Raw genomic sequence first — 13,136 nt, 5'->3', positions numbered from 1 at the left:
CTGTCTGGCAACGAACCTACGTCAAAACGCGACATCTCTACTTGGCGCAAACACGACATCTGAACTTGGGACCTACAACAAATCATTCGATAATTAGGTTTATGTAAAGTTAAAACATATACCCAAAGGCGAATTGCTTCTGTGACCGTCGAAATCAAATCGGGCGAGACCTGCAGACCATACAGCTCCAGCAGATGGCCCTGAATCTCGCGCACGCTCATGCCGCGTGCATACATGCTGATGACGTGATCATCGAAGCCGGGTAGCCGGCGTTGATACTTGCCGACCAACTGTGGCACCCATGAATGTACGAAATCAAGTCGGCCCTGTCAGCGCGACGCTGATCAATAGTTGGGCATCAGTCCCGTGCAGGGCATCCAAGAAGATCTTGCGAAGTGCCGAGGCGGCCCTTTTTAGCGAAACTCCTTCAAATCAACCGCCGGTGCCTCCGTCACTTCGATAGCGAGTCTCAGCCCGACCGTCGTAAGCAGTGCGATCAGCGTCTTGAGCGTGGGATTGCCGCCCGGCGAGAGCGCGCGATAAATCGATGGCCTGCTTCCGCCACCCGCACGCGATATCGCGCCAACGCCACCTGCCGCGTTCACCACATCGCGCAAGGCCGTCAACGCCGCGGTAAAGCCATCGGGCTCATGGAGCTTGCGCATGGCGTCGCATACGTATTCAGATGCGAATGTGCGATCGGTGCCGAGCCTCGCGATCAGCTCGGCATCCGGTGGCGTGTAGCGGACGATATCGGCGGTACGCGCGCGGTGCTTGCGGCGCGCCGCCTTGCGTGTGGTACGCATCCCGCTTAGTGATCGGTCTGCGTGTCGGCGACGCCGCCATACGCCGTGGCGCCCTTGTTTTCATGCTGCTCGGCGAAAATGGCCTTATTACGGGCGATGGCGCGTGCGCTCGGCGGATAGTTCGTGCCGTTCGAGGGCAGCAGACCTTGCGCTTCGGCCTGAACGAGTTGTTGCTTAACGTCGGCGCTCGTGAGGCCGCTCGTCTGCGCCTGAGCCAGTGCTGCGAAGCCAACGGTCAACGATGCGAAAAGCAGAACAAGCATCTTTTTCATGATCGGTTCCTTAGAAAACTGAAAGCGTTAATTCGGATTGGAGGATGAGTTGGCAAAGCGCGGACCGTGATCGCGTGCAAAGGCATCGTGCGATACGACGCTCAGCGCGCAAACGAGGCTCAAGAGCACGCTTGCGCAAGCGGTCCATCGCTTCATTGCGATGCCTCGCCGTTATGCGAAGCGCCGCTCGCCTGCGTGTTGGGATTCGCGCCGCCGTAGGCATCGCCCGCGGCGACCTTCGCTTCGGCGGCTTGCAACGCCTGCGGATAATCCGCATCGTGCGTGCTCGGGCGATAACCCGCCGCTTCGAGTTGCGTGAGTTCGGCGCGTACTTGCGCACGCGTCACGTGACCCGGCGCCGATTGCGCGAACGCTGCGAACGGCATCACGGCCGCCGCTGCAAGCACGGCACACATCAACTTTTTCATCGTCTTTACCCTCACTGATTCACGGAAGAATGGCGGAGGGTGACTGCCCTCCGAACGCCGCTGCGTTGTTCGCGACGTTGAGGACATTGTGGAATTCGAGCGCTGTAGAGAATCTGACGCTGACGTTACAAGTTTGATATCTTGCGCGTCACGAACGCGTGGCCGCATCCGGGAAGGACAGCACGAAACGGGTGCCGCGCGCGTCGCTTTCGGCGTGGGCGTGGCCGCCGTGCAGTTCCATGATGGTCCGCACGATAGCGAGTCCCAGCCCTGCCGATCCGCTCGCCGCGCCCGTGCCGCCACGCGACGGATCGCCGCGATAGAAGCGGTCGAACACGCGTTCGAGCATCGACGGTTCGATAGGCACGCCTTCGTTCTCGACGCATACGCGCACGAACGCCGCGTCCGCATCGACGAAAAGCGTGATGGTTCCATCGCGCGGCGTATAGCGCACGGCATTGGCGAGCAGATTGCTCACCGCGCGCCTGAACAATTCCACATCGGCCTTGAGCGGTGCAGAACCGCGCACGGCGATGTGCACGTCCGCATCTTCTGCGAGCCCTTCGAAATACTCGGCGATGCGCTGCAACTCCTCGCCGGCTGCGAACTCGCGCAGATGACGCGCGAATTGCGGATGCTCGGCGCGCGCGAGAAACAGCACGTTTTCAATCATGCGCGAGAGGCGATCGCATTCCTCGAGATTCGATGCAAGCAGCGTCTGATACTCGTCCGTCGAGCGTGGCCGCGCGAGCGCCACTTCCGTTGCGCCGCGCATATTGGCGATCGGCGTGCGCATGTCGTGCGCGAGATCGGCGGTAAATTGCGACATGCGCTGGAAGCTGCGTTCGAGTCCCGCGAGCATGCCGTTGAGCGCGGCGATCAGCGGTTCCAGTTCGCTCGGCACGTTGTCCATTGCGATGCGCGTATGGAGCTTGTCCGATGTGACCGTCGCAGCGCTGTTCGCCATGTTGCGCAGCGGCTTGAGCGCGCGCCGCACGAGAAAGAAGCCGATCGCGAAGGTCAGCAGCACGCCGATTGCGCCCGCGAGATGCAGGCGGTCTCGATAGCGGTCGAGCAGCATCCATCGATCGCGCATGTCGCGCACCACGACGATGGTTGCGAGCGTGCCATCCATCAGACGCGTGTCGACGGCCAGCACGCGAAGCGGATCGCCATCGGCTTCGTGCATATCGACGATGGCCTGAGCGGTGATCTGTGCGCCCGCAGGCACCGCACGCGACGACAACGCGCCCTGCGCCAGCGCGGCATCGACATTGTGTTGCACGAGCGGCCTGCGCGCGGCATCGACGATCTTTAGCGACAGCGCGCCGTTGCCGAGGACCTGACTTTCGAGCCGTTCGCGATAGCGTTCGATATCCGCATAGCTCTGCAATTCATCGACCAGCCGCCGCGTATGGCGCGCGGCGAGCACGATGTCCAGATCGTCCTGCACATGCACCTGATGCGCGAGCGCGAGATACACGAAGGTGCCGACCAGCGCGAACACCGCGAGCGTGGTTGCGGCGAACACGAGCGCGAGCGTCGTGGTGAGCGAACGCGTATGCATCAATCGTGGCCGGGCGTATTGATCACATAGCCGACGCCGCGCACGGTCTGAATGAGCTTGACCTCGAAGTCGTCGTCGATCTTCGCGCGCAACCGGCGGATCGCGACTTCGACCACGTTGGTATCGCTGTCGAAATTCATGTCCCACACATAGGATGCAATCTGCGTCCGGCTGAGCACTTCGCCATGACGCCGCGCCAGCAGTTGCAGCAAGGCGAATTCGCGCGGCGTCAAGTCGATGCGCTTGCCCCCGCGACGCACCTTGCGGCGCGTCACGTCGATTTCAAGGTCGCCCAGCGAAATCAGGTCGCTTTCGCGCGGCGGGCCGCGCCGTGCCAGCGAACGCACGCGCGCAAGCAGTTCTACGAAGGCGAAGGGCTTGACGAGATAATCGTCCGCGCCGAGTTCGAGACCGCGCACGCGATCCTGCACGTCGTCGCGCGCGGTGAGAAACAGCACGGGCGTAGCCTTCGTTTCGCGCAGACTGCGCACGACGCTCCAGCCGTCCATGGTCGGCAGCATCACGTCGAGCACGATGACGTCGTAGTTCTCTTCCTTCGCGAGAATCAGACCTTCGGCCCCGTCGCCGACGACATCGACGAGATAGCCCGCTTCTTCCAGCCCTTTCTTGATATAGACGCCCGCTTTTTGCTCGTCTTCGACAACCAGTATGCGCATGCTTGGGCCCGCCGACAGCGATGGATAAGCCTTAGATTTTACGCAATTGCTTCGCAAAGAGCGCGCAGGGCGTCGGGCACGAGGCGACGAACCCGACTGCCTATGCCGCGTTGCACAAAATTCGCAAGACGCCAACGAAAACTTGCGACACGAATCAGGTCGCCGAAAACCGACCCGCATCAAGGGCCATCGAGCTCGCCAGCATTCGAGACGTTATCTCGCCGATGATCAAGGTAAGCGCGATCCCGACGGACAGCGCAGACAGTGTCGCGATGATCAGCATTTCCACTTCATCCTCCTGTAAAGGCGTCAAAGGGTCTCCCTGTCGTTCTCAGGTTTAGCTTTATTCGTGTCTTAAGCCCTGATCTTCTCTGCGCATGCTTAGTCGACGCTTAGCGCACGTCAAACTCGCCATAACGGATTACGCAAGCGCCCTTGGCGACACGAAGATGTATCTGCGCTACACGCGAACAGGAAAACTGTTTTGCATCGATGTCGCGATCTTTGGCCGATTACAGTCCGTGACCATGCAGTGCCGACGACAACACGCCACGCGCTGCATCAGCTTTGACCATCACCAACACGGGCTCCCTCATGAAAAGAAAACTGCTCGCCAGCGCGACTCTTTGCGCGCTTGCGTACCCGATCGCATCCTCGGCGCAAACTTCCGTCACCCTCTACGGCGTCATCGATGAAGGCTTCGACTACACGAACAATGTCGGCGGCCACTCCAACGCGCAGCTGGCGAGTGGATTTGCACAAGGCAGCAGATGGGGACTGAAAGGCTCGGAAGATCTGGGCGGCGGCAACAAGGCCGTATTCCAGCTCGAAAACGGCTTCGACGTGAACAACGGCAAGCTCGGGCAGTCGGGGCGCATGTTCGGGCGTCAAGCGTACGTGGGGCTGAGTTCCGCGACACTGGGAACACTGACCATCGGTCGTCAATATGATTCGGTGGTCGACTATCTCGCGCCGCTGACAGCGAATGGCAACTGGGCCGGCTATCTGCTTTCCCATCCGCTCGATAACGACAACACCGACAACTCGTTCCGCCTCAACAACGCGGTCAAGTACACGAGCAACAACTACGGCGGATTCACGTTCGGCGGTCTCTACGGCTTCAGCAATCAGGCCGGCGGATTCGCCAATAATCGCGCATACAGTGTGGGCGCGCAGTACGTCTCGGGACCACTCTCCGCCGCGGCCACGTATATGCAGATCAACAATCCGGGCGCCAACGCGGGCGGCTCTCTCGCCGCCGACGACACCGCCTTCCTTGCCGGACGCGAGCGCGTCTGGGGCGCGGGCATCAACTACGCCGTCGCCGATGCCGCCACGTTCGGCTTCGTCTATACCCATACGGACCTGAACGATGCCACCGGCTCCGTCTATGTCGGCAATTTCGCCAACACCGCAAGTTCGCTCACGTTTGACAATTTCGAACTGAACTTCAAGTATCAGTTCACCAAGGCGATCTTTGCGGGCGCGATGTACAACTACACCCTGGGCAAATTCGACAGCGCGGCGGGAAATTCGAAACCGAAGTGGCATCAATTCGGCTTGATGGCGGACTACCAGCTTTCACCCCGCACGGATGCCTATATTCAAGGCATGTACCAGCACGTCGCGGGCGGCAGCGCAGCGGCCTCGCCGCTCGATCAGGCTTATATCACCGGGGCGGACGCTCCGTCTTCGACGCGCAACCAGTTCGTCGGCCGCGTCGCCGTTCGGCACTTGTTCTGAAGGGAAACGCTCATCGCGACAGGATTCAACTCTTCCGATTAGCCCGCGAATCGAGCGCTGTCTCCTGGTTCGGCGCGGGCATTCCTCCGATATCGGCGCAGCATTCGATATGAAGCTGGACGAGCCATGCTGCCGGACATTGGTCAGCAACGACCAGCCGCGATTCTGGTTCATCCGATATTTGCGTGATATGACCTTTCGATGCTGCCGCCTCGAACGCCGAGCGGGCGTGAATCTTCGTCGCGATGACGAGCGCAAACGAAACGACGAGCTCGATGAGTCGGGTGGTCTCGTTATTGAAATATGCGAGGCGCCCGGACGCAGCCAGAACGAGCAGCGCCAGCGCTTCGGTGATCGCAACCGAGCTAGCGAACAGCACGCCATTCGCGCGGATCCTTGCGAGCACGGCATGTCGCATCAAAACCTCCCGTCAAGACCGCGAATGAATGGCCCACGCTGGATTGTCGGTTCGCATCCACCACGCGACAAGAAACACATCAGAAAAAGAGAATTCCTCCACGCGAGGATGCGCGACGCAACCGCCACCCTGGCATCGCTCGCTTAGCTGAGCCTTAGCGATTGGCTTCGTCACAAGCAGGCCAGACAACGAATCGATGCAAATCTCAATTCCTCAAGCGTGCGTATGAACGCCCGTTCTCGAACGCTAGACTCATGTCGAATTCCGCTCCCTCAAATCGCCATGAGATGCCTTCGATTCGCAGCCCTTCTCTGCTTCGCCTGCGTTGCCGCTGTCCAGAGCGTTCACGCGACCGACGCACCTAAGCTCAACCTGATCACAACGATTCCCTTGCCCGCGATTACCGGCGGAGACTTCGATCATTTCGCCGTCGATCTGGCGCATTCGAAGCTTTACGTCGCAGCTGAAAAATATGGGTCGATCGAGACGTTCTCGCTGCCCGACGGTCGTCATATGGAGAGCAATCGGTCGGTCGCGGTCTCGCCGCACAAAATCGAACTGATTAAGGACGGGCAAGCGTTGATGATTGCCGACGCGGGAGCCGCGCGCCTCGAAATCGTGGACACGAAGAGCATGACAGTCGAGAAGCGCATTTCGCTACGGCCCCAGCCTGACAGCGGCATTCTCGACGCGCGAACCGGAATCTTCTATGTCGGCAACGGCGGCGTTCGAAGCGGTAAGGACTACGCCTATTTCAGCATGGTATCCACGCAGAGCGAATCATTGCTCGGACGGATTCGCGTCCCGGCAGGCCAGATCAAAGGCATGGCAATTGATCGGCGGACCCGGCGCCTGCTCGTGAACTTCCGCGACAAGAACGCCGTCGGCATCATCGATACGGAGACCAACAAGCTCGTCGGAACATGGAGCATTCCGGGCCCTTCCCGCAATTCCGCGATGACCCTCGACGCCGAACATCGGCGCCTGTTCATCGGATCGCGCCAGCCGGGCAAGCTCTATGTTCTGAATGTCGATACTGGCAAGATCGTGCAGACACTGGACATTACCGATATCTCCGATGAGATGGCTGTGGACCCCGCGCATGCATCCGTGTATGTCGCTGGCGAAGGCGGACTCGACGTGATTCGACGCCAACACGACGGCTCCTACACGAAGGTTCAGCACATCGATACCTATGGCGGAAAAACCTTCGCCTTCGTGCCCGAATACCACCGCCTCTATGTGGTGCACACGAAGGGGCCGCTGGCCTCGACAGCCGGCCTGCAAATTTTCGACACGCACTAGAAGCAAGATTACGAACTTGTCACTTTCCGGTCAGGGTCGGGCAAAGCGCGCAAATGCAAACTGCGTCTCCTAGTGCCCCGACCCGGAAAAGACTTCGTGTGGATCGTTCGACTCGCCCTTCGCCGCCCTTATACGTTCATCGTTCTGGCTCTCCTGCTATTCATGATCGGTCCGCTTGCCATTCTGCGCACGCCGACCGATATCTTTCCCAACATCAATATTCCGGTCGTCAGTATCGTCTGGTCGTATAACGGCTTTTCCGCCGAGGACATGGCGAACCGCATCACGTCGAACTATGAGCGTGCGCTCACGTCGGATGTCGAGAATATCGAGCACATCGAGTCGCAGTCGCTCAACGGCGTATCGGTCATCAAGATCTTCTTTCATCCGGGCGCGGACATCAATCGCGCGGTCGCGCAAGCCACCTCCAACTCCGCATCCATTCTGCGCATTCTGCCGCCGGGCACGCTGCCGCCGAATATCATCACGTACAACGCGTCGACGGTGCCTATTTTGCAGCTCGGCCTGTCGAGCGACTCATTGCCCGAGCAGACGCTCTACGATCTCGGCAACAGCTTCGTGCGCACGCAGCTCGCGACTGTCCAAGGCGCGGCCGTGCCCCTGCCCTTCGGCGGCAAGATTCGCCAGATCATGGTCGATATCGATCCGCGCAAGCTGCAGGCGAAGGATCTCTCGCCGAGCGACGTGGTGAACGCCGTCAACGCGCAGAATCTGATCCTGCCCGGCGGCACGGCGAAAATCGGCGCTCGCGAATACAACGTGCAGATGAACGGCAGCACGAACAGCGTCGCCGCGCTCAACGATCTGCCCATCAAGACGATCAACGGCGGCGTGGTGTATCTGCGCGATGTTGCGCAAGTACGCGACGGCTATGCGCCGCAAACCAACATCGTGCGCAGCGACGGCAAGCGCGCCGCGCTCCTGACCGTGGAAAAGACCGGCAGCACGTCCACGCTCACGATCATTCAGCAGATCCGCTCGATGCTGCCGCAGATTTCCGCGGGCTTGCCCAAGGCGCTGAAGATCACGCCGCTCGCGGATCAGTCCGTATTCGTCAAGTCTGCGATCATTGGCGTCGTACGCGAAGCGCTTATCGCCGCATGCCTCACCGCGATGATGATCCTGCTGTTCCTCGGAAGCTGGCGCGCGACGCTGATCATCGCGGTGACGATTCCGCTGTCGGTCATCACCTCGCTCATCGCATTGTCGGCGCTCGGCGAAACCATCAACATCATGACGCTCGGCGGCCTCGCGCTCGCGGTCGGCATTCTGGTGGACGATGCGACGGTGGCCATCGAGAACATCACGCACCATCTGGAAAACGGCGCGCCGCTCGCCGATGCCATTCTCAACGGCTCCGGCGAAATCGCGGTGCCGACCTTCGTGTCCACGCTGTCCATCTGCATCGTGTTCGCGCCGATGTTCCTGCTCTCGGGCGTTGCGCGTTATCTGTTCGTGCCGATGGCCGAAGCGGTCGTGTTCGCGATGTGCGCGTCGTATTTCTTTTCGCGCACGCTCATCCCGACGCTCGCCATGTATCTGCTCAAGGCGCGCGAGCGCGGCGAACCGCGCGGACGCCTCGCGTTTCTCGCGCGCTGGCAGGCGGCGTTCGAGCGGCGTTTCGAAGCCCTGCGCATGAGCTACAAGGGCGTGCTTGCAAACGGCATCGGGCATCCGCGCACGGTGATCGCGATTTTCGCGGTGTTCTGTCTCGCTTCGATGACGCTCGTGCCCTTCACCGGCCGCGACTTCTTTCCGAGCATCGACACGGGCGAAATCCGCCTGCATATGCGTGCACCGACCGGCACGCGCATCGAGGAAACTGCGCGGCTGGCGGATGAAGTCGAAGCGAAGATCCGCACCGTGATACCGAAGTCCGATGAAGCGTCGCTTCTCGACAACATCGGCGTGCCGGTGAGCGGAATCAATCTCACATATTCGTCGTCGGCGCCCATCGGCACGGAAGACGCGGACATCATGATCGCGCTCACGCCCAGTCACGCGCCGACCGCTTCCTATGTCACGAAGCTGCGCGGCGTGCTCGCGGCATCGTTTCCCGGCACGACCTTCTCCTTCCTGCCCGCCGATATCACGAGCCAGATTCTCAACTTCGGGCAGCCTGCGCCGATCGACATTCAGATTGTCGGGAGGGACCTCGCTAAGAACCGCGTGGCGGCCAGTCAGTTGCTCGCGAAACTGCGCCATGTGCGCGGCCTCGTAGATGCGCGCATCCAGCAGCCCGGCGACGCGCCCGCGATCAATATCGACGTGGATCGGACGAAGGCGATGCAGGCGGGGCTCACGCAGAAGGAAGTCGCGCAGGATCTGCTGATTTCGCTGTCCGGCAGTTCGCAGACCACGCCCAATTTCTGGCTCGACCCGAGAAACGGCGTGAGCTATCCGCTCATGACGGAAGTGCCGCAGTACGACATTCATTCGTTGCAGACGCTCGCCAATCTGCCGCTCAACAAGAGCCAGGCATCGAGCGCGCCGCAAAGCCTTCTCGGCTCGCTCGGCACGATGCGCCGTGCGTCGCAGCAGGCGGTGGTGTCGCACTACAACGTTCAGCCCGTGCTCGATATCTACGGTTCCGTGCAGAACCGCGATCTCGGCAGCGTGGCCGCCGACGTGAACCGCCTGATCGATCAGGCCAAGGCGCATTTACCGCCAGGCTCGAGCATCGTCATGCGCGGACAGGTTCAGTCGATGACGCAATCTTTCAGCGGCCTGGGCTCGGGACTGGCATTCGCCATCGCGCTCGTCTATTTGCTGATGGTCGTGAATTTTCAGTCGTGGATCGATCCGCTCATCATCATCTGCGGTCTGCCGGCTTCGCTCGCGGGCATTGCGTGGATGCTGTTCGCAACCGGCACCACGCTGAGCGTCCCCGCGTTGACCGGCACGATTCTGTGTATCGGCATCGCGACGGCGAACAGCATTCTCGTCGTCAATGCGGCGCGAGAGAAGCTGCACGAAGGCGCCCAGCCTTGGGACGCGGCACTCGAAGCGGGCTTCACGCGCTTTCGTCCCGTCATCATGACCGCGCTCGCGATGCTGATCGGCATGCTGCCCATGGCGCTCGGTCTCGGCGATGGCGGCGAGCAGAACGCACCGCTCGGGCGTGCCGTGATCGGCGGTCTCGCGCTCGGCACCGTATCGACACTGCTGTTCGTGCCGGTCATGTTCGCGATCGTGCATGCATGGCTCGCACGCCGCCGCGCCGCGCAACCCGACTACGCTCAATAAAGCCACCACAGGTCACCAATCAGGTCACTCGAATGAATCCGCAACACGACACTCACACACGGTCGCGCGCGCGCCGCTTCGTCTTCCCGTTGATCGCGGCGGGCGTCGCCGCCGCGCTGCTTGCGGCGGGCATTCTTCCGCGGCTTCGTGCGCAAGGCGCGCTGGCAGCGCAAGTCACGACGCAAAGCGCGCAAACGGTGTCGGTCATCGAGCCGAAACCTGCACCCGCCACGCAGGAACTGCTGTTGCCCGGCGCCGTCACCGCTTTTTCCGATGCCGCGATCCATGCCCGCACGAGCGGCTACGCGCAGCACTGGTACACGGATATCGGCGCGCATGTGAAGAAGGGACAGGTGCTCGCCGATATCCAGACCCCGGAACTCGATGCGCAACTCCAGCAAGCGCATGCCGAAGAAGCCACCGCGCAAGCCAACTTCAACTATGCGAAGGCGACCGCGCAGCGCTGGCAGGACATGCTGAAAACACAGTCGGTCTCGCAACAGGACGCGGACACCAAAACCGGTGACATGCTCGCCAAGCGGGCCATGCTGCAATCCGCACAGGCGAACGTGCAGCGGCTCACCGAACTCGTCTCCTATGAGAAAGTCGTCGCGCCCTTCGACGGCGTGGTGACTGCGCGCAACGTCGATGTCGGCGCGCTCGTGACGGCGGGCGGTGCGCCGGGTCTCGCGGCATCGGCGGGCGAGTTGTTTCATGTCGCGCAGCGCGACACGTTGCGCGTGTTCATCGACGTGCCGCAAAACGACGCGCCCTACGTTTCCGCCAGCACGCAGGCCTATCTGACCGTGCAGCAGTTCCCGGGCAGACAGTTCGCTGCGCATGTCGCGCGCAGTTCCGGCGCGATGGACCCGGTAAGCCGAACGCTTCGCGTGGAGGTCGACGTCGACAATCAGGACGGCACCCTGCTTCCCGGCGCGTACGCGCAAGTGCATCTCGCGCTTCAGAACGGCAATCCGGCGCTCGATCTGCCGGTCAGCGCGCTGCTGTTCCGCCCGAACGGCGTGACCATCGCCACGGTGGACCCGACCGGAAAGACGGCGCTCAAGTCAGTCACCGTGGGGCGCGACTTCGGTACGCATGTCGAGATTCTGACGGGGCTGCAAGCCAGTGATCGCGTCATCGACAATCCGGGCGATGCCATGATGAGCGGCGAACCGGTGAACATCGCCAGGGCGGGCCACGCATCGTGAAAGCGAAGACAATGAAGCTTCCAATGCGACGCGCGGCTTGCGCACTGGCTTGCGTGCTTGTCGCGGCGTGTTCGACTGTTCCGGACTATCGGCGGCCCGAAGTCGCCGTGCCCGCGCACTTCGCGTCCGCGCCCGGCTGGTCCGTGGCGTCGCCGTCCGATCAACAGGCGCGCGGCCCGTGGTGGACCCTGTTTCAGGACCCGACGCTCGATGCGCTCGAAGCACGCGTCGACGTATCGAACCAGACGCTCAAGAAAGCCGTCGCTCAGCTTCAACAGGCGAGAGCGATGATCGACTACCAGCGCGCCGGCTTCTGGCCTACGATTTCGACGAGCCTCAGCCAGAATCGCACGCGGACATCGGCGAATCTGGAAGGGAAATCGCTCGCCGGAAAGACCGTGCCGGACTATGCCGTCGGCCTGTCGGCATCATGGGAACCCGACCTCTTCGGCCGGATCCACGATGCAACGCTCAACGCGCAGGCCAACGCGGATGCAAGCGCGGCGGATGTCGAAGCGATGCGTCTTTCCGTGACCAGCCAGGTCGCGATCGACTACTTCAACCTCCGCTCCCTCGACACGCAAAAGAAGCTTCTCGACGATTCGATCGACGCGTATTCGGCCGCGCTCAAGCTGCTGGATCAGCAACTCGCGAACGGCGCAATCGACGCCTCGGCGGTCGCGCAGGCACAGGCGCAACTCGAAAGCACGCGCACGCAGGCGACCGACACCGCCTCGCAACGATCGCAACTCGAACACGCGATCGCGACGCTGGTCGGACAGCCCGCTTCGACCTTCTCCATTGCGCCGGTGGTCCAGCCATTTGCCTTGCCGGCGATTCCCGTCGCGCTGCCCTCGCAACTGCTGGAGCGTCGCCCGGACGTCGCCGCAGCTGAACGGCGCGTTTTCGCCGCCAATGCGCAAATCGGTGTGGCGCGCGCGGCCTACTTTCCGAGCCTCGTGCTCGGCGCGAACGTCGGCCTCGAAAGCACGTTCTTCGCGCCCTGGCTCACGGCGCCGAGCCTCTTCTGGTCGCTCGGGCCGCAACTGGCGGCGACGATCTTCGACGGCGGACGCCGCTCAGCGATGCTCGCCGATGCACACGCACAATACGAAGGCGCCGCCGCCGACTATCGCCAGACCGTGCTGACGTCTTTTCAGCAGGTCGAGGACGATCTCACCGCGTTGACCGCGCTCGCGGACGAAGCCCGAAGCCAGCGCCGCGCATCCGATGCCGCGGCACTGTCGCTCACGCTGACCAACAACCGGTTTGAGGCAGGCGCGGTCAGCTATCTCGATGTCGTGACGGCGCAGACGATCGCCCTCAGCAACGAAAGAACCGCGGATCAGATCGACGCGCGACGCGCCATCGCGTCCGTCGGTTTGCTCGTCGCGCTCGGCGGCGACTGGAACGGGTCCGGCAAACGCGCCGCCGAATGACAC

At 61.8% G+C, this 13,136-nt stretch carries 12 protein-coding genes and 1 pseudogene; 6 read left to right on the top strand and 7 right to left on the bottom strand.

All coding sequences use genetic code 11. From position 1 onward, the window contains the following. Nucleotides 1-131 precede the first annotated feature (131 nt). The 7 genes and pseudogenes from AWB77_RS34295 to AWB77_RS37180 all read right to left on the bottom strand — a co-directional run. Nucleotides 132-296 (bottom strand): annotated as a pseudogene (locus AWB77_RS34295) (transposase); the annotation flags it as partial. 117 nt (nt 297-413) lie between these two features. Beyond that, nucleotides 414-806, bottom strand: a complete 393-nt coding sequence (locus AWB77_RS09055; protein ID WP_244158500.1) for a helix-turn-helix domain-containing transcriptional regulator — start codon at nt 804-806, stop codon at nt 414-416. Nucleotides 807-811: 5 nt separating this feature from the next. Then, nucleotides 812-1,078: a DUF4148 domain-containing protein gene (locus tag AWB77_RS09050; RefSeq protein WP_061134059.1), complete on the bottom strand. Its 267-nt coding sequence runs from the start codon at nt 1,076-1,078 to the stop codon at nt 812-814. A 152-nt stretch (nt 1,079-1,230) separates the two neighbouring features. Continuing rightward, nucleotides 1,231-1,506, bottom strand: coding sequence for a DUF4148 domain-containing protein (locus AWB77_RS09045; RefSeq protein ID WP_061134058.1), 276 nt, complete (start codon nt 1,504-1,506; stop codon nt 1,231-1,233). Nucleotides 1,507-1,654: 148 nt separating this feature from the next. After that, nucleotides 1,655-3,073: a heavy metal sensor histidine kinase gene (locus AWB77_RS09040; RefSeq protein ID WP_061134057.1), complete on the bottom strand. Its 1,419-nt coding sequence runs from the start codon at nt 3,071-3,073 to the stop codon at nt 1,655-1,657. After that, nucleotides 3,073-3,750, bottom strand: a complete 678-nt coding sequence (locus AWB77_RS09035; RefSeq protein WP_061134056.1) for a heavy metal response regulator transcription factor — start codon at nt 3,748-3,750, stop codon at nt 3,073-3,075. The genes AWB77_RS09040 and AWB77_RS09035 overlap by 1 nt, the downstream gene beginning before the upstream one ends. A gap of 154 nt (nt 3,751-3,904) precedes the next feature. Then, complete coding sequence (locus AWB77_RS37180) at nt 3,905-4,039, bottom strand: hypothetical protein (RefSeq protein WP_279616174.1); 135 nt, start codon at nt 4,037-4,039, stop codon at nt 3,905-3,907. A 305-nt stretch (nt 4,040-4,344) separates the two neighbouring features. On the opposite strand from AWB77_RS37180, the gene AWB77_RS09030 reads away from it, so the two are divergent. The 6 genes from AWB77_RS09030 (at nt 4,345) to AWB77_RS09005 (ending at nt 13,133) form a co-directional block, all read left to right on the top strand. Next, nucleotides 4,345-5,493 carry a porin gene (locus AWB77_RS09030; RefSeq protein ID WP_061134055.1) on the top strand — a complete coding sequence of 383 codons (1,149 nt, stop codon included), beginning with the start codon at nt 4,345-4,347 and terminating at the stop codon, nt 5,491-5,493. Between the two features lie 109 nt (nt 5,494-5,602). After that, the gene (locus tag AWB77_RS35695; RefSeq protein WP_157694783.1) at nt 5,603-6,058 is read left to right on the top strand and encodes a hypothetical protein; all 456 of its coding nucleotides are present in this window, start codon (nt 5,603-5,605) and stop codon (nt 6,056-6,058) included. 243 nt (nt 6,059-6,301) lie between these two features. Then, nucleotides 6,302-7,216: a YncE family protein gene (locus tag AWB77_RS09020; RefSeq protein ID WP_061134053.1), complete on the top strand. Its 915-nt coding sequence runs from the start codon at nt 6,302-6,304 to the stop codon at nt 7,214-7,216. A 96-nt stretch (nt 7,217-7,312) separates the two neighbouring features. Further along, nucleotides 7,313-10,483 (top strand): efflux RND transporter permease subunit, encoded by a 3,171-nt coding sequence (locus AWB77_RS09015; protein ID WP_061134052.1) that lies wholly within the window; start codon nt 7,313-7,315, stop codon nt 10,481-10,483. A gap of 32 nt (nt 10,484-10,515) precedes the next feature. Continuing rightward, complete coding sequence (locus AWB77_RS09010) at nt 10,516-11,694, top strand: efflux RND transporter periplasmic adaptor subunit (RefSeq protein ID WP_061134051.1); 1,179 nt, start codon at nt 10,516-10,518, stop codon at nt 11,692-11,694. Between the two features lie 11 nt (nt 11,695-11,705). Then, the gene (locus AWB77_RS09005; protein WP_061134050.1) at nt 11,706-13,133 is read left to right on the top strand and encodes an efflux transporter outer membrane subunit; all 1,428 of its coding nucleotides are present in this window, start codon (nt 11,706-11,708) and stop codon (nt 13,131-13,133) included. Nucleotides 13,134-13,136 lie beyond the last annotated feature (3 nt).

The sequence above is a fragment of the Caballeronia fortuita genome, assembly GCF_001544835.2.
Taxonomy (GTDB): domain Bacteria; phylum Pseudomonadota; class Gammaproteobacteria; order Burkholderiales; family Burkholderiaceae; genus Caballeronia; species Caballeronia fortuita.
This window is presented reverse-complemented; position numbering and strand designations above follow the sequence as displayed.